21 protein-coding genes are annotated in these 20,483 nt (G+C 59.3%); 8 read left to right on the forward strand and 13 right to left on the reverse strand.

Annotated features, from left to right (window positions below; genetic code table 11):
- Nucleotides 1-79 precede the first annotated feature (79 nt).
- Nucleotides 80-406 (forward strand): SH3 domain-containing protein, encoded by a 327-nt coding sequence (locus ACR0CR_RS14870; protein WP_480600382.1) that lies wholly within the window; start codon nucleotides 80-82, stop codon nucleotides 404-406.
- A 40-nt stretch (nucleotides 407-446) separates the two neighbouring features.
- Here ACR0CR_RS14870 and ACR0CR_RS14875 read toward each other — a convergent pair whose 3' ends face one another.
- Nucleotides 447-1,934, reverse strand: coding sequence for an ABC transporter substrate-binding protein (locus ACR0CR_RS14875; protein ID WP_480600384.1), 1,488 nt, complete (start codon nucleotides 1,932-1,934; stop codon nucleotides 447-449).
- A gap of 171 nt (nucleotides 1,935-2,105) precedes the next feature.
- On the opposite strand from ACR0CR_RS14875, the gene panB reads away from it, so the two are divergent.
- The 3 genes from panB to glpK all read left to right on the forward strand — a co-directional run bounded on the left by panB (nucleotide 2,106) and on the right by glpK (nucleotide 5,330).
- Nucleotides 2,106-2,945, forward strand: coding sequence for a 3-methyl-2-oxobutanoate hydroxymethyltransferase (gene panB, locus ACR0CR_RS14880; protein WP_480600386.1), 840 nt, complete (start codon nucleotides 2,106-2,108; stop codon nucleotides 2,943-2,945).
- On the forward strand, nucleotides 2,942-3,784 hold the full coding sequence (panC, locus tag ACR0CR_RS14885; RefSeq protein ID WP_480600389.1) for a pantoate--beta-alanine ligase: 843 nt from the start codon (nucleotides 2,942-2,944) through the stop codon (nucleotides 3,782-3,784). The genes panB and panC overlap by 4 nt, the downstream gene beginning before the upstream one ends.
- Nucleotides 3,785-3,851: 67 nt before the next feature.
- Complete coding sequence (glpK, locus tag ACR0CR_RS14890; RefSeq protein ID WP_480600392.1) at nucleotides 3,852-5,330, forward strand: glycerol kinase GlpK; 1,479 nt, start codon at nucleotides 3,852-3,854, stop codon at nucleotides 5,328-5,330.
- A gap of 13 nt (nucleotides 5,331-5,343) precedes the next feature.
- Here glpK and smpB read toward each other — a convergent pair whose 3' ends face one another.
- The 10 genes from smpB to ACR0CR_RS14940 form a co-directional block, all read right to left on the reverse strand.
- Nucleotides 5,344-5,826 carry an SsrA-binding protein SmpB gene (smpB, locus tag ACR0CR_RS14895; protein ID WP_480600393.1) on the reverse strand — a complete coding sequence of 161 codons (483 nt, stop codon included), beginning with the start codon at nucleotides 5,824-5,826 and terminating at the stop codon, nucleotides 5,344-5,346.
- Between the two features lie 41 nt (nucleotides 5,827-5,867).
- Complete coding sequence (idi, locus tag ACR0CR_RS14900) at nucleotides 5,868-6,410, reverse strand: isopentenyl-diphosphate Delta-isomerase (RefSeq protein WP_480600395.1); 543 nt, start codon at nucleotides 6,408-6,410, stop codon at nucleotides 5,868-5,870.
- Nucleotides 6,411-6,562: 152 nt separating this feature from the next.
- Entirely contained in the window at nucleotides 6,563-6,976 is a 414-nt protein-coding gene (locus ACR0CR_RS14905) for a c-type cytochrome (protein WP_480600398.1), read from the reverse strand.
- A 101-nt stretch (nucleotides 6,977-7,077) separates the two neighbouring features.
- Nucleotides 7,078-8,109: a P1 family peptidase gene (locus tag ACR0CR_RS14910; RefSeq protein ID WP_480600400.1), complete on the reverse strand. Its 1,032-nt coding sequence runs from the start codon at nucleotides 8,107-8,109 to the stop codon at nucleotides 7,078-7,080.
- An 81-nt stretch (nucleotides 8,110-8,190) separates the two neighbouring features.
- Nucleotides 8,191-8,937 (reverse strand): SDR family oxidoreductase, encoded by a 747-nt coding sequence (locus tag ACR0CR_RS14915; RefSeq protein ID WP_480600402.1) that lies wholly within the window; start codon nucleotides 8,935-8,937, stop codon nucleotides 8,191-8,193.
- A gap of 60 nt (nucleotides 8,938-8,997) precedes the next feature.
- Nucleotides 8,998-9,417 (reverse strand): alternative ribosome rescue aminoacyl-tRNA hydrolase ArfB, encoded by a 420-nt coding sequence (arfB, locus tag ACR0CR_RS14920; protein ID WP_480600405.1) that lies wholly within the window; start codon nucleotides 9,415-9,417, stop codon nucleotides 8,998-9,000.
- 263 nt (nucleotides 9,418-9,680) lie between these two features.
- Nucleotides 9,681-10,328, reverse strand: a complete 648-nt coding sequence (locus ACR0CR_RS14925) for a queuosine precursor transporter (RefSeq protein WP_480600408.1) — start codon at nucleotides 10,326-10,328, stop codon at nucleotides 9,681-9,683.
- 91 nt (nucleotides 10,329-10,419) lie between these two features.
- Nucleotides 10,420-11,301, reverse strand: coding sequence for an esterase-like activity of phytase family protein (locus ACR0CR_RS14930; RefSeq protein ID WP_480600410.1), 882 nt, complete (start codon nucleotides 11,299-11,301; stop codon nucleotides 10,420-10,422).
- The gene (gene mepA, locus ACR0CR_RS14935) at nucleotides 11,274-12,137 is read right to left on the reverse strand and encodes a penicillin-insensitive murein endopeptidase (protein ID WP_480600413.1); all 864 of its coding nucleotides are present in this window, start codon (nucleotides 12,135-12,137) and stop codon (nucleotides 11,274-11,276) included. The genes ACR0CR_RS14930 and mepA overlap by 28 nt, the downstream gene beginning before the upstream one ends.
- Nucleotides 12,134-13,501 carry an MFS transporter gene (locus ACR0CR_RS14940; RefSeq protein WP_480600415.1) on the reverse strand — a complete coding sequence of 456 codons (1,368 nt, stop codon included), beginning with the start codon at nucleotides 13,499-13,501 and terminating at the stop codon, nucleotides 12,134-12,136. The genes mepA and ACR0CR_RS14940 overlap by 4 nt, the downstream gene beginning before the upstream one ends.
- A gap of 128 nt (nucleotides 13,502-13,629) precedes the next feature.
- Here ACR0CR_RS14940 and ACR0CR_RS14945 point away from each other — a divergent pair, with 128 nt between their 5' ends.
- The 3 genes from ACR0CR_RS14945 (at nucleotide 13,630) to yaaA (ending at nucleotide 16,839) form a co-directional block, all read left to right on the forward strand.
- A complete protein-coding gene (locus ACR0CR_RS14945; protein ID WP_170657215.1) occupies nucleotides 13,630-13,917 on the forward strand; it encodes a YggT family protein in 288 nt (95 codons plus the stop codon).
- A 78-nt stretch (nucleotides 13,918-13,995) separates the two neighbouring features.
- Nucleotides 13,996-16,035, forward strand: coding sequence for a DNA helicase RecQ (recQ, locus tag ACR0CR_RS14950; protein ID WP_480600418.1), 2,040 nt, complete (start codon nucleotides 13,996-13,998; stop codon nucleotides 16,033-16,035).
- Between the two features lie 33 nt (nucleotides 16,036-16,068).
- Nucleotides 16,069-16,839, forward strand: a complete 771-nt coding sequence (gene yaaA / locus ACR0CR_RS14955; protein WP_480600420.1) for a peroxide stress protein YaaA — start codon at nucleotides 16,069-16,071, stop codon at nucleotides 16,837-16,839.
- Here the strand turns inward: yaaA and ACR0CR_RS14960 are convergent.
- Both ACR0CR_RS14960 and ACR0CR_RS14965 read right to left on the reverse strand, forming a co-directional pair.
- On the reverse strand, nucleotides 16,830-17,291 hold the full coding sequence (locus ACR0CR_RS14960) for a VOC family protein (RefSeq protein ID WP_480600423.1): 462 nt from the start codon (nucleotides 17,289-17,291) through the stop codon (nucleotides 16,830-16,832). The genes yaaA and ACR0CR_RS14960 overlap by 10 nt on opposite strands.
- A gap of 9 nt (nucleotides 17,292-17,300) precedes the next feature.
- The gene (locus ACR0CR_RS14965; protein ID WP_480600426.1) at nucleotides 17,301-19,514 is read right to left on the reverse strand and encodes a response regulator; all 2,214 of its coding nucleotides are present in this window, start codon (nucleotides 19,512-19,514) and stop codon (nucleotides 17,301-17,303) included.
- Between the two features lie 116 nt (nucleotides 19,515-19,630).
- Here ACR0CR_RS14965 and ACR0CR_RS14970 point away from each other — a divergent pair, with 116 nt between their 5' ends.
- Nucleotides 19,631-20,482, forward strand: coding sequence for a 2-keto-4-pentenoate hydratase (locus ACR0CR_RS14970; protein ID WP_480600429.1), 852 nt, complete (start codon nucleotides 19,631-19,633; stop codon nucleotides 20,480-20,482).
- Nucleotide 20,483 lies beyond the last annotated feature (1 nt).

A 20,483-nucleotide genomic window follows, 5' to 3' on the forward strand; every position in this document is an offset into this window, starting at 1 on the left:
CAGATGAGGCTGAGCGCAACTTGATGGGTGCGCGGCCGGATAGTACCTTGTGCCCCATATTGTTTGGAAGGAATTTGACATGAAACCAATTCAACTGGCCAGTGCACTGGCCTTTGCCGCCTGCACGGCATCCGCACAAACCCTCGACCGCGAATTTACCGTTATCGAAGACGATCAGGCCGCCGGATGCGCGTCCAGTATCGTTTCGGGTCTTGATCCCAACGGCGACGGCTTTCTGTCCGTCCGCACCGGCCCCGGATCACAGTTCACCAAGATCGACGAGTTGCATAACGGCGATATTGTCCGCACCTGCGCGCATGAGGGCAAATGGTACGGCGTGTATTACGGCGAACCCCGCCGCAAAGGATGGGTACATAGCAATTGGTTGGTGGACGGCGCAGGCTAAGAGGCTATCCGGGGGCTGGAAAATCGCCCCCGGACAGTGATTATTCCGACCAGCTGATCTGCGACAGATCTATCGCGGCAGTCGGAGCATTCTCCCACAGCCCCTGGACTCCGGCCTTGGCGACGCCAAGCTTGGCCAGTTGAAACAGGTATCCGTTGACATAGTCGTCGGCGATCAAACGCTGTGCATCGCCCATCAGCTTTTTCCGCTCTTCCGGATCAGTTGTCGAATTCAGCGTCTCCATCAGCGCTTGGAAATCGGTGCTGTCATACTGGAAATAGTAATCCGGCCGCGCATAGATGCCGATATCCATCGGCTCGGTATGGCTGACGATGGTCAGGCCGAAATCCTTGCCCTTGAAGACAGATTCCAACCACTGTGCCCATTCAACGTTGATGATCTCAGCGTTGATCCCGACCTCGGCCAGTTGCGCTGCGATAATCTCGCCACCGCGCCGGGCGTAGGAGGGGGGCGGCAGGTGCAGAGTGGTGTTGAACCCTTTCTCATACCCGGCATCCGCCAGCAATTTCCCCGCCTTGACCGGGTCATAGGCCGAGTTACCGGTCAGATCGACATAGGCGGGGTTATGCGGCGCGAAATGAGTGCCGATGGGCGTGCCATAGCCGAACATCGCGCCATCGATGATGGCCTGTCGGTCGATGGCGTGGCTCAAAGCCTGACGTACCCGGATGTCATCAAAGGGCGGCTGCTTGTTGTTGGTGGACAGAATCGTCTCACCCTCGGTCGAGCCGACCAGAACCTGAAAACGTGGGTCGGCCTCGAACTGAGGCAGGTTTTCCGGGGCCGGGAAATTGTCGAAGACATCTACATCTTCGGCCATCATGGCCGCGAATGCGGCGGTGGGGTCCGAAATGAATTTGAACGTGGCCGCCTCTAACGCGGGCTGTTCACCCCAATAATCCGGGTTGCGGTTCAGGGTGATGCTGTCGCCCTGCACCCAGTCACCAAAGGTGTAGGCGCCGGTTCCGACCGGGTTGGTCTTGATGTCCTCGATGCTTTCGGGGGCCACGATCACCGCGTCGCCCCAGGCCAGGTTGAACAGGAGATTCCCGTTTGGCGCGGACAAGGTAAGCTTGACGGTCAGCGGGTCCACGACTTCAACGCTTTCGATCCCGGCAAACAGAGCCTTCTGCGCATTCGCACTGTCTTCGGCGCGGGCGCGGTCGAGGCTGAACTTGACGTCCTCGGCATCCATCGTGGTTCCGTCATGAAAGGTGACGCCATCGCGCAGGGTGAACGTATAAACGGTGCCGTCATCCGAGATTTCCCAGCTTTCTGCCAGCCCCGGAACGACCGAGCCGTCCCCCATGAACCGGGTCAGGCCTTCGAAAATATTGGTGTAAACCACCGAATCGATGGCCTGCGCGGCAGCACTGGTTGGGTCTAGATGTGGCGGTTCCAACTGCATCGCGATGGTGATGTCGGATTTGGCCAAGGCCTGGCCTGCAAACAGGCTGGCACCAACGGCCAGCGCCGAGGCAAATGACCGAAACGTCTGCTTTGACATGTAAATATCTCCCCACTGAAAAGGCCTGACCCTTCGTTTCTGAGGGTCGTTCTGAGACCAATGTCCCTTTAAACCTTAGGTCAATCAAGGAAATGTTCGCGCAACCGGGGTTTATATGGCCTGCCGCCTTCTGCTATGCCGCGCTGCAACATGAACCCCGGAGGAGCGATCATGAGCGCCACCGCCCGTAAAAGAGCCCCGAATGCCGAAGATATTCGCGCCCGCAAAGGCGGCGAACCTTTGGTCAGCCTGACCGCCTACACCACGCCGATGGCGCGGTTGATGGATGACCATTGCGATTTCGTTCTGGTCGGTGACAGCGTCGGCATGGTGCTGCACGGGCTGGAATCGACACTGGGCGTGACCATGGAGATGATGATTCTGCACGGTCAGGCCGTCGCGCGTGGTCTGTCTGGTGCCATGATGGTCATCGACATGCCTTTTGGCAGCTACGAGCATTCTCCGGCGGATGCCTTCCGCAATGCCGCCCGCCTGATGGCCGAAACCGGCGCAGGCGCGGTCAAGCTTGAAGGCGGCGTCGAGATGGCCGAGACCATCCGTTTTCTGGTCAAGCGCGGTATTCCGGTGATGGCCCATATCGGTCTGACGCCTCAGTCGATCAACACGTTGGGCGGCTACAAGGTGCAAGGCCGGGACGAACAGGCCGACGCCGTGTTGGCTGACGCGTATGCCGTTGCCGAGTCTGGTGCGTTTTCCGTCGTGTTAGAGAAGGTTCCACAAGGTCTGGCCGACCTGATCACGGCTGAAATCGCGATCCCAACCATTGGGATCGGAGCCTCGGCTGGTTGTGACGGGCAAATCCTGGTCGTCGACGACATGGTGGGCTTTTTTACCGCCTTCAAACCAAAATTCGTCAAACGCTATGCCGAGCTGGGTCCGCTGGCCGAGGCTGCCATCGCCGAATACGCCGCCGAAGTCCGCGCACGCAGCTTTCCGGCCGAGGAACATGTCTTTGCCGACCAAGCCCCGGCCAAGGGGTCCAGGACATGACCGCCCCTATCCTGCGGCGTCTTTCTGATCTACGTGCCTTGACCACCGCATGGCATCGCAAGGGCGAGGTCATCGGCGTTGTCCCCACCATGGGCGCGTTGCATCAGGGGCACTTGTCACTGGTTGAGGCCGCGAAGGCAGGCGCGGACCGTATGATCGTGACGATCTTTGTGAACCCCAAGCAGTTCAACAACCCCGAGGATCTGGCCAACTATCCCCGGACCGAGCACGAAGATGCCGAGAAACTGGAGCCTTTTGGCGTTGACGCGATTTATGTGCCCGACCCGGACGAAATCTATCCGCAAGGCTTTGCGACCACCGTGTCCGTCACGGGTCTGACGAATGTGATGGAAGGCGAGTTCCGTCCCGGCCACTTTGACGGCGTCGCGACGGTGGTTGCCAAACTGTTCCTGCAAACGCAGGCCGATCGGGCCTATTTCGGCGAAAAGGACTATCAGCAACTGATGGTGGTCCGCCGCATGGCGCGTGATCTGGATATCCCAATCGAGGTCATCGGTTGCCCCACGGTGCGCGAACCTTCGGGTTTGGCCATGTCGTCGCGCAACCTACGCCTCTCGCCGGAAGGGCTGGAAGTTGCGGCCAACAAGCACCGGATCATGAAGGCTCTGGCGGCTGCGCTGCAAGACGGCGGGCATGCCCCGGATTTGATCAGGCAGGCCGAAACCGATTTGCTGGCTGCGGGCTTCACTCAGGTCGAGTACATCCAACTGCGATGCGCCGAAACGCTGGAACCCCTGACCCAAGCTGACCGTCCCGCCCGGCTATTCGCGGCGGCCTGGGCAGATGGTGTTCGGCTGATCGACAACATTCCTGTTTGAACAGACTGGCACGCGACCGATTGTTTGCGCTAAAGTCCCGCAAAACGAAACGGGAGGGGGCGCAGGCGTGACCTATATTCTTGCCATTGATCAGGGCACCACATCATCGCGGGCCATTTTGTTCGACGCTCAGATGCAGCGCGCGGGCACAGCGCAGCATGAATTCACCCAGCACTTTCCGCAGGAAGGCTGGGTCGAACATGAAGCGGATGAAATCTGGGACAGCGTGCTGCGCGTTTGCCGCGAAGTGATGGAAACAACGGGCGTCACCCCTGACCAGATCGCAGGAATTGGCATCACCAACCAGCGCGAAACCACCGTGATCTGGGACCGCGCCACTGGCAAGCCAATTCACAACGCAATCGTCTGGCAAGATCGCCGCACCGCCGAGATTTGCGCAAAGTTCAAGCAAGCCGGGTGCGAAGATGACGTGACCGCGCAAACCGGCCTGCTGCTGGACCCCTATTTCTCGGGCACCAAGGTCAAATGGCTGCTGGACACGGTGCCCGGCGCACGAGAAAAAGCCAAAGCCGGAGAATTGCTGTTCGGCACCATCGACAGTTTTCTGATCTGGCGTCTGACCGAGGGGCGCAGACACGTCACAGACGCCACCAATGCCGCGCGTACCTTGCTGTTCGACATCCACAAGGGCGAATGGAGCGCTGAGATCTGTGATCTGCTGGATGTTCCGATGACCCTGCTGCCCGAGGTGCTTGATTGTGCGTCGGACTTTGGAAATACGACCCTAATTGGGGGGAATATCCCGATTTTGGGTGTGGCGGGCGATCAGCAAGCCGCCACCATCGGCCAGGCCTGTTTCAAACCGGGGATGATGAAATCCACCTATGGGACCGGGTGTTTTGCTTTGCTGAACACGGGCGCGCAGCCGGTTGCCTCAAAGAACCGTCTGTTGACGACAATTGCCTATCAGTTGAACGGTCAAACGACCTATGCGCTGGAAGGGTCGATCTTTGTGGCCGGTGCGGCCGTGCAATGGCTGCGCGACGCGCTTCAGATCATCGACAGCGCCGAAGAAAGCGGAGAATTGGCCCGGCAGGCGGACCCGAACCAGAACGTGGTGCTGGTGCCTGCGTTCACCGGGCTTGGTGCACCCTATTGGAAACCTGATTGCCGCGGCGCGGTGTTCGGGTTGACACGCAATTCCGGTCGGGCGGAATTTGCCCGCGCCACCTTGCTCAGCATTGCCTATCAGACCCGCGACCTGTGGCACGCTATGCAGGGCGATTGGGGCGCGGAAACCGACGTGACATTGCGCGTGGATGGCGGTGCCAGCGCGTCCGATTGGGCGATGCAGGGCCTGTCCAACTATCTGGGCGCCGAGGTCGATCGGCCCGTGATGCAGGAAACCACCGCTTTGGGCGCCGCCTGGCTGGCAGGCATGCGGGCCGGGGTCTACCCGGATCAGAAAGGGTTTTCAGAAACCTGGGCGCTGGACCGCCGCTTTGAGCCTGAACTGTCCGCAGAAGAGCGCGACGCCGCCTATGATCGTTGGAAACGCGCCGTCTCAGCCGCGATGGCGTTCTGAGATTGGGACGGGATCAGCTGTGGTCCTTCATCAGCCGCTGCTTTTGGCGTGACCAGTCCCGCTTGGCCTGCGTTTCCCGCTTGTCGTGCAGCTTCTTACCCTTGGCGATGCCGATCTTGAGCTTCGCCCGGCCCTTGTGATTGAAATACAGAACCAACGGCACCAGCGTCATACCTTTACGCTGGGTCGCGTTCCATAGGTTCGACAATTCCTTGCGCGAAACCAGAAGCTTACGACGGCGACGTTCCTCGTGCTTGAAGACTTTCGCCTGCTCATAGGGCGCGATGTAGCTGTTGATCAGCCACAACTCGCCATCATCGACCGAGGCATAGCTTTCGGCAATGTTCGACCCGCCTGCGCGCAGGGATTTGACCTCGGACCCTTCCAGCATGATGCCGCATTCGAGATCGTCTTCGATCGCGTAATCGAAGCGGGCACGCCGGTTCTCGGCGATGACTTTGTAGTTTGGGTCAGTCTTCTGCTTTTGCTTGGCCATGACGCGTTGATTTATGCGGCTTGGGCGGGCCTTGCAAGCCCTCAGGTCTTGGCCGAGATAATCAGATCCGGACCAAAAATCGTGTCGGCGTGATTGTGCAGATAGATTTTGAGCCATGGCGTGAACCGCGCCGGGTGTCGCTGCACTTCGGCCAGCAAGTCGTGATAATCGATCCAGCGAATGTCCATCACTTCGTCCGGATTAGGCTCAATTTTCAGCGGTCCGCGCACATGCGCCAGAAAGACATCCACCACCTCATGCTCAATCAGGCCGTTGCCCACATCGGCATGGTATTCCAGGCGGTGCCGGTATTCAGGATACAGTCCGGTTATCCCCAATTCTTCGCGCAATCGGCGCACGGCGCAGACCGAGGGCGACTCGCCCCAATCGGGATGAGTGCAACAGGTATTCGCCCACAGGCCCGGCGTGTGGTATTTGCCCATGGCCCGGCGTTGCAGCAAGATTTCGGTTCCCCGCACCACAAAAACGGATACGGCCTTGTGCCGCAGCCCTTTCTCATGCGCTTCAAGCTTTTCCACAGGGGTCAGTTCGCCATCGACCCAGGCCGGAATCATGATCCCCATCTGTCATCTCCTGCTGCCTGCCCACCGGTATGGCGGATTTCACGGCTGCATCTATCCAAGGTGGCGCTGATAATGGCCCATATCAACCGCACGAAAGGCCGCAGGGGCACCGCGACCTTTGCTATCGTTATCCAGGGTACTGGTATTGGGTATTATTCGCCCGATACGCTGACGATATAGGCGTAAACGTCTTCGCCACCCTTCTTCAGCTTGAACGTCATTTTGGATTTGGCGGCCGTGTCGTCCAGATAGGTTTTCAGAAACGCCTTTGGGTCCTGAGCGTATTCGACAAAGGTCGTCTCATCCCAGACCAGCCCGTTTTCACCCGCAGCAACGATGCTGTCACCGTATTTGAACCCTTCTACGGTTCCGGCTGTGCGACCCGCGATCCCGTAAAGGTTTGGACCGGTTTTGCCGCCTTTGACGACCACTTCACCCGCAGGGTCAGCAATCTGGTGGCAGGATTTGCACTTGTTGAATGCTTTCTTGCCGGCCTCGGCGTCGCCTTCTGCAAAGGCGGGAACGGCAAAAAGGCCGATAACTGCTGTGGCGAGGATACGATTCATAGCTCATGCTCCGATACGATTTTGCTGTGCAGAATGGAGCCTTACTGTCGCGCGGAGTCAACGCGCAGATTGACGCGTGATCTGCCAGATTGCCCCCACAGCTAAGACATTGTCGCATTTCCGCTATGCATTTGCGCCCAGCATGGCAACAGATCGCCGGGTGACGGAGTGGCCAGATAGATCGCGCGGGCAATGGCGCGGGACAGGCAAATCGCCGCCGCATGGCCGATGAGGCCGAGCTCTGCCGGGTTGGTGCCTAACGCCCGCGCACCCGTGCTGACGCCAAACACGAGATCTCCGTCCCCGGGTGTATGGGCTGGCAGAATGGCCCGTGCGATGCCGTCATGAGCCGCCATTGCAATGCGCTGACACTGCGATTTTGTCAGCGCAACATCCGTGGCGACAATTGCGATAGTTGTGTTGGTTTTGTCCGGATCCGCGCCATCCATTGCCAGGGCCTTTCGGCTCATGATGGTGCGGCCAAGACCTGCGTTTGGGTCGGGACCCAGGCCACCGAACTCATCCCCGATCTCGAACGGTGCGGCCCAGAAATGGCGATCACCGGGCGTCGTGACACTGCCCAGCGGATTGGCCGCCACCAATGCGCCAACCGTCGCACCGCTGTCCAACGCCAGCGAGGCGGACCCCAAGCCACCTTTTTGCATCGCGGCCAATGCGCCCGTTCCTGCCCCGGCGCTTCCCAGGTCGAACTCGGGTGCCGCCGCCTTGTAGGCGGCATGTCCCAAGGCCCGATAGGGATTTTGGGTCCACTCCTTGTCGCCGCCGTTGAGCAGGTCGAACAGAATGGCCCCGGGTACGATGGGAACGACCGCGCGCCCAACCCGAAACCCCAGACCTTGCGCATGCATCGCGTCCGAGACGCCAGAGCACGCGTCCAACCCAAATGCCGACCCGCCCGACAGAGTGATGGCATTAATTTCCGTCACGGATTTGTCCGGGTCCAGCAGATCGGTTTCCCGGGTGCCAGGCGCGCCACCCATGACATGGACCGAGGCGGTGAAGGGCTGGTTTGCCGTCAATACTGTTGTGCCCGATTTCAACGCGTCATCCTGCGCGTTACCAACCAACAGGCCGGGGACATCGGTGATCAGGTTCTTGGGTCCGGGGGTCATTGTCGTCTGATGAGGTGGGGCCGGGAAGCGCGCAAGCGCGCTGCCTCCGGCGGGGATATTTTTAGCCAGATGAAGAGCGGATCAGATACAGCGGCCACCGTCGACCTCCAATGCTGTTCCGGTAATCATGCTGGCTTCGTCCGAGCATAAAAAGCACGCGGCGTTTGCCATGTCTTCCGGCGTAGAGAAGCGGCCCAGCGGGATGGTTGAAAGGAATTTGGCGCGAATCTCGGGTGTGTCTTCACCCATGAAGGATTTGAGCAGGGGCGTTTCGCCTGCCACCGGGCAAATAGCATTGACGCGGATGCCGGCGGGGGCGAGTTCGACGGCCATGGTTTTCGTCGCGGTGATCATCCAGCCTTTGGACGCGTTATACCAATTGAGGTTCGGGCGCGGCGACAGGCCAGCGGTTGAAGCGACGTTCAGGATGGCCCCGACACCGCGCGTTTTCATTTTCGAAATGAAGGCGCGCGCGGTGAGGTAGACGGATTTCATGTTCACGTTGAAAACGCGGTCGAAATCCTCTTCGCTGACATCTTCCAGCGGGGTTGGCAGGTGGGTCACGCCTGCGTTGTTGACCAGAATGTCGAGCGTTTCGAAAGCGTTTGTCGCGGCCTCTTCCATCGCTTGAACCGACGTACCATCCGCAACGTCCACCTGCTGCGCGATAGCTTGCGCGCCCAGTTTGGAGGCCATTTCGCTGGCCGCATCGCCATTGATATCCGCAATCATGACGCGCGCACCTTCGGTTATGAATTTTTGCGCGATGCCCGCTCCGAAGCCCGATGCAGCGCCGGTTATTATTGCGGTTTTCCCCTCCAGCCTCATGGCGTTGTCTCCCCTGCCGACTTATGCGGCAGACTAGCAAGGCGCCGGGAAACTACCAGATCAATCTTCGTTTACTTTGCCACGAAGGGCTTTGACGTCGGATCTGGCTTTTTTGGCGGCCAGCCTACGTTTGACGGACCCATAGGTGGGTTTCGTCGCGACGCGGCGCTTGGGTTTGACCAGGGCGCGGACGATCAACTCGGCAAGCCGGGCGCGCGCCAAATCTCGATTGCGGGCCTGACTGCGGGTTTCTTCGCATTGAATGATGATTGCGCCGTCTTTGGTCCAGCGGCGTCCGGCCAGCCGTTTCAGCCTTGTTTTGACGGGATCGGGAAGTGACGGCGAGCGCGCGGCTTCGAACCGCAGTTCGACCGCCGTGGAGACCTTGTTGACGTTCTGCCCACCGGGACCGGACGACCGGACAAAAGTTTCCGTCAATTCCCAATCCTGCAGGGCAATATCATCAGAGATGCGCAACATGAGGCAGACCTTAACCGCCAGATATGGAAACAGAAAGGGCCGCCCCGATGGGACGGCCCTTCGAAAGTTCAGGAGGTCGGGTCGGTTAGATCAATCGACCAGCCGGAGCGAGCGCTCCGCCAAGGGCTGCCTTAACAGGCGATCCCCCCGGTTGTTCCGACACCTCTCTCCAATCTCTTTCTCGACACTGGATCACCTCCTTTTCTATCTGTTGCGGTTGAAAAGAAGCGTGCCACAAGTTGTGCCAATCTCCAAACGTTTTTTTACGCGGGCTGCGCGGCGGTCAGACGGGCGACGATCACCTTGAACGGGATCAGGGCAATCAGCGCCAGTGACAGTTTCACCAGCCAGTCAGCAAAGGCCAGCGTCACCCACAGCGGGGCCATCGGACCGGACAGCATGAAGGGCACAGGCTCCCACGCCCAGTTGATCGCGGCATCCGCACCAGCCCCAAAGAACGTGACCGAAGCCGAGAAGGCGATGGTGAAGAAGAGCGCGGTATCCAGCGCAGAGCCAACGAGGGTCGACACCAGCGGGGCCCGCCACCAGCGACCTCCGCGCAGGGAGTTGAAAACGGTGACGTCAGTCAATTGCGCGATCAGGAAGGCGGTGCCCGAAGCCACGGCGATGCGCAGCGGCACGGCGGCATAGGTGAACCCGTCGCCCTGCAGCATGATCTGGCTGCCGATCAACGAGCAGATGATACCGGTTATGAACCCGGCAAACACAACCTTGCGGGCAGTGGCCACGCCGTAGACCCTGTTCATGATGTCAGTGACCAGAAAGGCCAGCGGATAGGTGAAGGCACCCCAGGTCAACAGCCCGTCAAAGATCAGGAACTGGACCAGAATGTTCGAGGCCACGACGATGGCGGCCATGGCAATAATGCCGGGAATGTAAGCGCGTTGCATGTTTTGATGCCCGTTTTGACAAGGTAGCGGCGACTTGGCCAAGGGATCGTCCCAAGGCAAGCCGTGCGTTTAGACCGTTGTTCCGGCCCTGTCAATCGGGCAGCCGATATTCCACCAGTTCGGTCCGTTGAAGGGTCAGAAAATTGTCGTCGGAAATCATGGTGGCCCTCAGATGCCCTTGATTATCTCTCCAGACCGACAGGCCTTCGAGGTTGTCATGCGTCCCTGTGCCTGTTTCGAACAGGACCTCTTCGGCACGTGGACCTTGAGCATCGACGTGCCAACGCCGCAGCCGCGAGCGGAACCCGGTCAGGAAAACCGCACGCTCCAAAAGATAGAACCGTTCATCGGGCCCGAAATCGGCTGCGACAGGGCGGAACTTCCCCCGAGGGGGCAGGACAAAGGGGGTCGACCACGCACGGCCATTCCAACGATAGACGGGAATGTCGCCATCTGCGGTGCGGCTTTTCTCGGGCAGTGCGTATAGCCAACCTCGGCCATCTATTGCCAAGGCTTCGAACGAACCATTGCCGTCCAGGCTGTCGAAAGCTGTGGGGCGTGGCAGAACGCGCGCCTTTGTTCCAGGTGCAGGATAGTAAGCCACACGATGGATGCCCTCGAAGGAAATGTAGATGCCTCCGTCCGGCGCAATCGCAATCCCTTCGGAATCCCCGACGTAACCCGGCAGAACGCGTCCTTGGCTGGACAGGACAGGCCAGTGCCCCAGCACCTGAATGCCTTCGATCTGTTGACCCCGTTTGATGCGGGCCTTGACCAGAACCGAGCGGTCGCTGAGCGCGATCATCCGACGGCCGCTGTCCGAGACATGGATCGCCGAGAATCCCCCAAACCAAGCAGCCGAGTGCCGCCACCTGAAACTGTCCAGATGCGTCGCTGTCTTCACGTCGACCGCCCAAGCCGAACCAGACAACAGAATGGCAGAAATCAGTTGGATTGCAGAACGGCGGCGCATTGCTGTGGCAGATCGGCCAAACGGTATTCCCGGCGTTTCTTCGGTGCAGGCGCATTTGGATCAGGCGGCGGCGGGTTGAGGATATTGCGCACCCATTGCTGCGCCTCAGCACATCCGTCGCCCTTTGGGGGAGGGTCCTGATTGACGCAGCCCCGTGATCCTCGGGGACATTTCAAGCGCACATGGAAGTGATAGTGATGACCCCACCACGGCCTGATCTTGCGCAGATAGGCGCGATTGCCCGTTTCTTCATTGCACATCTGCACTTTGGCTCCGGGGAATACGAATATCCGCGCAACCCGCTTGTCTTTCGCCGCCGCGCGCAGCACCTCGTGGTGTTGCTTGGTCCAGTTGCCATTCACATAGGCCCCGTTCGCACGGCGCAAGGAAATCGACGAGATATTCTCACGCGCTTTTCGGCTTAGGCGCATATTGTCGCCGGGCAACATCCAGATATCGATATCCAGCCCCAGTTGATGAGAGCGATGGCCCGATGTCATCGGCCCACCCCGTGGCTGGCTGATATCCCCGATATAGAGACCATTCCAACCGGGCTGTTTCGCAGCAAAGAGGCTGAGGTCTTGTACATAGTCAATCGCCTCAGGGTGACCCCAGTTTCGGTTGCGCGACAAACGCATGGCCTGCCACGTGGGGCCAGTTTCGGGCAATTGCACCGATCCGGCGGCGCATCCGCGCGAATAACTGCCGAAGGCGGCTGACTTTTGCTGTGACCCGGCCTTTTGTGCCCCGAACAATTGCTTTGCCAAGGGTTGCGCCGTGGCTGTGCCTGCCAGTGTTACTGCGGCCAGAACGGCCAGAAAACGTAATAAAATCATCTGCTCTGATCCCCTTCCGGTTTCACCCAGCGCATAAGGACTAGCCCCAGAATAAACAAAGCGATGATCGGTGACACCCCCAGACGGGCGCTGCCGGTTACGGTTGTGGCAAAGCCGATCAATAAAGGCGCGGCAAAGGCCGTTGCACGGCCTGACAATCCGTACAAACCGAAGCTTTCGACCGGGGCGCTCGGATCGGTGTGGCGCACCATCAGAGACCGGCTGGCTGATTGCAGGACGCCGCCCATCCCTCCGATCAGGACGCCGCAGCCAAAGAACACAATGTCCGGCAACGCTGAGCCTTCGGGCAGTGAAATGCCGTACACTTGGGTCCGGTCCATGGAAACTACCGTGATGCAAACAAAGATCAGAATCCAGATCGCCACCAGAATGACCGGTTTAGGTCCGTATTTCTTGTCCGCCTTCCCTCCGATCCATGCAAAAATGGCCGAGGCCAGCACGCTGACAATCCCGAACACACCGATCTTGATCAGGTCCCATTCCAGCACCAGCCGCGCATAAACGCCGCCGAAACTGTACAGGCCGTTCAGCGCATCGCGATAGAACATGGACGAGCCCAGATAAGTTGCCAGACTGACCCGGTGCCGCAAGTCAGAGATGGATTTGCCCAGCAACCGCAGCGCAGCACCCACCGAGCCATGTTTGCCGCTGTTCGGATCGTCGCGCACCCACATGAAATACGGAACCATGAACAGGATGAACCAGACCGCCGTGAAGGGTCCGACAAACCGCGTGCCTTCCTGCGCGGCGGCGTCCAGTCCGAAAACAGGGTCTATGCCGATCAAAGTCTTGCCGTTTGGCTGTTCGACAAACAGCGTCAGCATGATTGCCAGCGAGATCAGGCCGCCAAAATAACCAAAGGCAAAGCCTGAGCCCGAAATCTCACCTACTTCGTTGTCGTCCCCCAGCTCGGGCAGTTGCGAGTTGATGAAGATCAGCGCGTATTCCGCACCCACAAAACCCAACCCAAAGGCCGACAGCATCAGCCACATGTTCGAACCATCGGGCATCGTGTACCACAGCGCGGCGGACCCCACCGCATACATCACCGAAAACCCGAATATCCAAGGAATACGCCGCCCCGAGACATCCGCCATTGCCCCCAGAAAGGGCGCGCCAAAGGCGATGATCAGACCGGTGATGGTCAGGCAGTTCGCCCAGACCGTCTGCGCACGCGCTGCGGCGGCTTCGCTGTCCAGACCAGTGCCCGAGAAGTACCCCGCCGCGACCCCGGCGAAATAGGGACCGAATACAAAGGTGACCAAAAGCGAGTGATAGGGCTGGCTGGCCCAGTCAAAGAACCACCAACCCCAGATACGCCTGCGCTTGGAAATCTCTGCCATGACTGCCCCTGCTTATTGTTGCCTTCATAAGACGGGGCTTTCACCTGATGCGCAAGCGCTGAGTGCGCCGCCCTTGCTCTTTGCTGCGGGCGGGCTTAGGTCTCAGGCAATCAAGAAACGGAGTACCCATGCAGTCCCTTTACGAAATCCTGCAAATGCTTCTGAGCGTCCTGTGGTTCGTGATCATCGCCCATGTGATCATGAGCTGGCTGATCAACTTTCAGGTTCTCAACCTCCATCAGCAGTTCGTGGCTCAGATCTGGTACGGGCTGAATCGCTTGTTAGAGCCGATCTACGGACCGATCCGCCGCATGTTGCCACCAATGGGCGGGCTTGATCTGGCGCCGCTGATTGTGCTGCTAGGCGTCTTTGCACTGCGGATCATCCTGACCAATAACGCGTCGTTCTTCTACTGACCTCTTGTTCACCGAATCTTAGTATGTGATTGTCCTGTCTTAAGAGCAGATAAACCTTAAAACAGGGCAACCCCGCAGATGTTCGACTCCGCGCCTTTGCTGCGAGATGTCTTTGGATTCGACGATTTCCGTCCCGGTCAGGAAGAGATCGTCGATGCCGTCACCGCTGGCGAGAACGTGCTGGCGATAATGCCGACGGGTGGCGGTAAATCCCTGTGTTTTCAATTGCCTGCTCTGTTGCGGGATGGAGTCACTGTTGTGATCTCCCCTTTGATCGCTTTGATGCGCGATCAGGTGCGCGGGCTACAGGAGGCCGGGGTTGAAGCCGGTGCTCTGACCTCGGGCAATACCCCCGAAGAGACCGATGCGGTCTGGGAGGCGCTTGAGGCCGGACGGCTGAAACTCCTCTACATGGCACCCGAACGTCTGGCCGCCGGGTCCGCGCTGGGCATGCTGCGCCGGATCAATGTCAGCTTGATCGCCGTGGATGAGGCACATTGCGTAAGCCAATGGGGCCATGATTTCCGCCCCGATTACCTGCGGATCGGAGAGTTGCGGCGCGCGTTGAACGTGCCCCTTGCGGCCTTCACCGCCACGGCGGATGCGGAAACGCAGGACGAGATCGTCGAGAAACTGTTCGACGGCACTGCGCCGCGCAAATTTCTGCGGGGCTTTGACCGGCCCAACATCCATCTGGCCTTTGCCGCCAAGGACGGGCCGCGCAAACAGGTGCTGGATTTCGCCGCCGCGCGCAAAGGACAATCCGGCATCGTCTATTGCGGCACCCGCAACAAGACCGAAGTTCTGGCGAAGGCTCTGCGCGCCGAGGGGCATGTCGCTTGTCACTATCACGGCGGCATGGACCCCGAGGATCGGCGCATCGTCGAAACCCGTTTTGCGCGTGAGGACGGTCTGATCGTCGTCGCCACCGTCGCCTTTGGCATGGGCATTGACAAACCCGATATCCGCTGGGTTGCCCATGCGGACCTGCCCAAATCCATCGAGGCGTATTATCAAGAGATCGGCCGCGCCGGCCGCGATGGGGCCCCGGCCGAGACGCTGACCCTGTTCGGACCTGACGACATCCGCCTGCGTCGGTCTCAGATTGACGAAGGTCTGGCGCCTGCGGAACGGCGCATGGCCGACCACGCCCGGCTAAACGCTCTGCTGGGCTTGGCCGAGGCGCTGGTCTGCCGCCGCCAGACTCTGCTGGGCTATTTCGGCGAACAGGCCCAGCCCTGCGGCAAATGCGATCTGTGCGATGCTCCTCCGGAAGTGTTCGACGGCACCACTCCCGTGCGCATGGCCCTGTCCGCGATCCTGCGCACCGAGGAATGGTTTGGCGCAGGCCATCTGATCGACATCCTGCTGGCCAATGAAACCGACAAGGTTCGCGCCCGCCGCCACGACAACCTGTCCACGTGGGGTATCGGCAAAGACTGGTCCCGTCCGCAGTGGCAGGCGATCTTCCGGCAGATGATGGGCCACGATTTGGTCCGCCCCGATCCCGACCGCCACGGCGCGTTGCGCATGACCGAGGCCGCCAAGCCGATCCTGAAAGGTGAGGCGCAGATCAACCTGCGCAAGGATACAATCCGAAAGGCCACGCGCCGCCCCGCCGTCAAGGCCATGGTGGCCGAAGAAGACGCGCCGCTGTTGTCGGCGCTCAAGGCCAAACGCCGCGCGCTGGCGGAATCCCAGCGGGTTCCGGCCTATGTTATATTCCCTGACCGCACTCTGATCGAGATGGCCGAGAAGCGCCCTATGACGCTGGACGACATGGCCCGGATCGGCGGCGTCGGCGCGAAGAAACTGGAACGCTATGGCGACACGTTTCTGGGGGTAATTGCGGGCGAGGTCGAGGCTCTGCATCCCGCCCGCCGCAAGCTGGCCGGGCGCGATCAGGGCGAGATCTACGATCAGCTTCTGGCGGTGCAAAACGACCTGACCCGCGGGCCGGACGGCGTTGATAAGCCGCTGACCTGCTCAGCCTCGCAGCTTGCCAAGGTTGCTCAATTGCGACCAGATGACCCGCGCGGGCTCGAACACGTGCTGGGCGACCGTCGTCACGAAAGGTTTGGGGCCGCCTTTCTGGACGTGTTGCGTCAGGCGGGCTAGATACCCCCGAACAGGCAAGCGACGAGGGCGGATATGCTGGTAGTGATTTCCCCGGCCAAACGGCTGGACTGGGCCGAGCGTGACGTTGCGGTTACCCAACCCGATTTTCAGGACGATGCGATCCGACTGTCGAAAACCGCGCGCAATCTGACGCTGGGCAATCTGAAAAAGCTGATGGACCTGAGCGATGATTTGGCCCGTCTGAACCGCGATCGCTACAAAGTGTTTTCAGATGCACCGGATGCAGATTTGACCCGCCCGGCCGCTTTGGCCTTTGCCGGGGATACCTATCAGGGGCTGGAAGCCACGTCGCTGGATGCCGACGAAATGGCCTGGGCGCAGGAGCATCTGCGCATTCTGTCAGGGCTTTACGGCGTGTTGCGCCCGTTGGATGCCATTCAGGCGTACCGGCTTGAGATGGGCAGCAAGCTGAAAACCCGGCGCGGGAAAAACCTGTACGACTACTGGCGCGATCAACTCAGCAAGGCGCTGAATGCACAGGCGGATCAGATTGGATCGGATGTGCTGGTGAATTGCGCCAGTCAGGAGTATTTTGGCGCCGTCGACCCCAAAGCGCTGAAACTGCGGGTGATCACGCCTGTATTCATGGAAGACAAAGGCGGCACGCCAAAAATCGTGAGCTTTTTCGCGAAGAAAGCGCGCGGCGCCATGGCTCGATACGTGATTCAACATCGACTGACCGATCCGGCTGGACTGGTCGAATTCGACACGGGCGGCTACGTTTACCGTCCCGACCTGTCAGAGCAAGACAAACCGGTCTTTGTCCGCCCCTATCAGGCCTGATTCAACATCGATGGGTCAAAGGCGACCAGCTCAACCGTGTTGCCTTCGGGGTCTTCGGTGAAAATCCCCCGCCAACCGATCCAGCCAAACTGTTCCACCCTATAGGGCTGTTCCAGACTGTCATACCATCGCATCACAGCCTCTTGTTCCTCGAAAGGAAGGGACAAGGCAATGTGATGCAATGATGATCCGCCGCCCGTGACGGGCCGCGCCTCGCTCACCGGGTGCAGGCCGGGACGGGGTGCCGCCTTGTGATCAAAAAGCGCGAGAATTTGTGTATGCCCGCCAAAGCCTTCGGCGATGCGAAAGAAGGTAATAGCGCTGTTGTGGCCGCCATTGAGGCGCTGCAATCCGATGACGTTTTCATAAAATTCCACCATCTTGGCCATGCCCGCGCAGCGGATCGCAATTTCGCCCAGCGCGCGGGGATGAAAACCACGTATTTCTGACATCATATGACACTAAACCGGGTCTTTTACCGCAACAAGTATTGGTTTTGTATTTGCAGGCTGATGATCCAAAATCATCTTCTGAATCAGGTTCTTGTGCAGCGGTTTGGTCAGATAGTGATCCAGCCCGGCGGCAAGGATGTTCTGATCATCCCCGGCCATGGCGTGTGCCGTAAGGGCGACAATCGGGACTCGTCGCTCAGTGCCGATCTCTTGTCGCCTGATCTCTCCGGTGGCTTCCTTGCCATCCATTCGTGGCATCGAAATATCCATGAAAATCAGATCTGGCTGAAACTCGGAATTGGCTTCAACAGCATCCAGGCCGTTGGACACAAACCGCAGATCGATATCCAGGTCCTTTGTCATCTTCTTCAGGATCAATTGATTTGTCCGGTTGTCTTCGGCGGCGAGCACACGCATTTGCCTTTCGCTGTCTGACCCGGGCTCGTGTTTGGATACCGCCTCGGCCTCGTTCGGGCGGCGGTTTGTGACTTTTTCCGGAACCCCCAAAGCCAAGAGTCGCGAATAGAGTTCCGCCCGCGGGATCGGTTTCTGCAACACACCATCGATCAGATGTTGCGCAGGATCGGCATGGATGACGCCGGGATTTGCCGACATCACCACGATGGGCAGATCGGGCCATCCCTTTTCCCGCAGGGTCGTCGCCAGTTCCAACCCATCCATATCCGGAAGGTCATGGTCGCACAGGACCAGATCAACAGTCGGATCGATCCGTGTCAATGCCTCGGTCCCTGTCGCGCAAACCGACACCTGTGATCCCAGCCGCCCGAGTTGCTTGGTCAGGATGGCCCGGTTCACGACCAGATCCTCGACCACCAAAACATGGCGCAACTTGCCCGCCAGATCGGGCGGAGCCGGTTGCGGGCCTTCGGCGGTTGGAAGGGAAATCCGGAACCCGAAACACGACCCTATGCCCAGTTCGCTTTCGACCCAAACAGTGCCCCCCATGATCGAGATCAGCCGTTTTGTGATCGCCAGCCCCAGCCCGGTACCTTCGAACTGGCGATTGCGCTCGTCCTCAACCTGATTGAATTCGCCGAAAATATGCGCGATCTTGTCGTCTTCGATGCCGATACCCGTGTCTTCGATCGTGACGTGGACGTCGCATGTCTGGGCCTGAGCGTTCGGCACACCGGTCACGCGTATCAGAACATGACCTTGCGAGGTGAACTTGATGGCGTTGCCCACGAGGTTTGTCAGGATTTGCCGCACCCGTCCGGGATCACCGACAAACAGGGTGGGCAAAAACAGGTCGTAATCCACCAGAAGCGTCAGTCCTTTGTCCCGGACACTGGGCTGCAAAAGCATTGCGACCTCGAAAATACACCGCTCCAAGTCGAACTGTTCAGGATGCAGGGTCAGCTTGTCCGCCTCGATCTTGGAATAATCCAGAACGTCATTGATGATGACCAACAATGCCTCGCCCGAATTGCGGATCGTGTTCACATACAGGCGCTGTTCCTCGGCCAGTGGTGTTTCCGTCAGCAGTTCGGTCATTCCTACGATGCCGTTCATTGGCGTCCGGATTTCGTGGCTCATATTGGCCAAAAAGGCTGATTTCGCGCGGTTCGCCGCCTCGGCCCGTTCCCGCGCTGCTTGCAGTTCAGCTTCATGCCGGACGGATTCAGTGATGTTCAGCGCCAGACTGACCACATCACCACCTTTGCCGCGCTGATCGATCAGCCTGACATACTGCCCATTCCACAGCTGGATCACCACAGGTTCGGGGCTGGTCTCAGACCATCTTTGCAACATTCTTGAGCGCCACGCGTCAGCCGGTTCATCCCCGATATCCACGATGCCTTCCCGCGTCAGGATCTCAAGGAGGTTGGGGTAGCCGATTCCGGGCGCAACCTCTTGCAAGCCGTCAAAAACACTGAGGTAGGCTGTATTTGCGCCGATCAGAACCCCATCGCCGTCAAAGAAGGCGAACCCGTCTTGAATGGTCTGGATGGAATGCCAGAGGCGTCGTTCCGCGACCTCGATCTTGGCGTTTGCAACGCTCAGGTCAGACTTTACCTTCTCGTTTTCGTCCCGAACGGTCGCGACCTCGGCCTGTTTCTGATCGATCTGCCGCGTCAGGGCAATGGCGTGATGCCCAAGCTTTCGGTTTGCGGCAAAGAGTTCCGCCTGTTTCAGCTCCAACAGCCGTTCAGCCGCCAAACGCGCGCGCCGTTCCTGTGCAAGTTTTTCAGCAAGGCTCATATCAGGTGATCCCGGACCAATTTACGGACAGCATCCGGGCAGAGCGTGAAAAAGTGCTTAAGCCATTGCCTGAACCTTTGCCGCCGTGTCAGGTTCAGGGCAACAGGAGGCCCGCCATGCGTCGTATTTCCCTTGTTTCAGCCACATGCCTGATGATGTCTTTCACCCAACCCGCGTTCGCCCAATGCGCTACGGATGACGAGGTTGAGCGCTTTGTTCAGGACTATTTGCAGAACAAACCCACCGTTGCCCTGTCTGCCGAGGGGGGCATTGAGGATGCAAGGTGCACTCAAGGCAAGCTTGCTGCCGCGTTAGAGCCACATATGGGTCCGGTGATCGGTTATAAAGCCGGGCTGACCAGCGCACCTGCGCAAGAACGGTTCGGCGCGTCCGAGCCGGTTCAGGGGGTGCTCTATCGCGACATGATGCTGACTGATGGGGCAAAGGTGCCTGTCGCTTGGGGCGCACGGCCTGTCTTTGAGGCGGATCTGATCCTGGTTGTCGGGGACCCTGGGATCAATCAGGCGACGACGCCAGAAGAGGTCCTGCAAAATACCGCAGCGATCCGACCGTTTATCGAACTGCCTGACCTGACCCTTGCTGAAGGGGAACTCATAACACCCATCACACTGACCGCAATCGGCGTGGCCCCGAAACTGGGCGTTTTGGGCGCAGAGGTGCCGGTGACCGATCCGGTTGCAATGTCTCAGGCGCTGGAAAGCATGACCGTCACACTCAGCGCTGCGGATGGGGAAGTTCTGGCACAAGCGCCCGGAGCCGCCGTCCTGGGACATCCCGCCAACGCCGCCCTTTGGTTGACATCCAAGGGTATTGAATTCAAAGTCGGCGACTTTATCTCGGTCGGGTCTTTTGGGCCGCTGTTCCCTCCGGCCAAGGGAAAGGGTGGCGCATCCGTCACCTATGAAGGTCTGCCCGGAGACCCGACAGTCAGCGTGGTCTTTGAATAGC

This window comes from Ruegeria sp. AM2 (assembly GCF_056540685.1).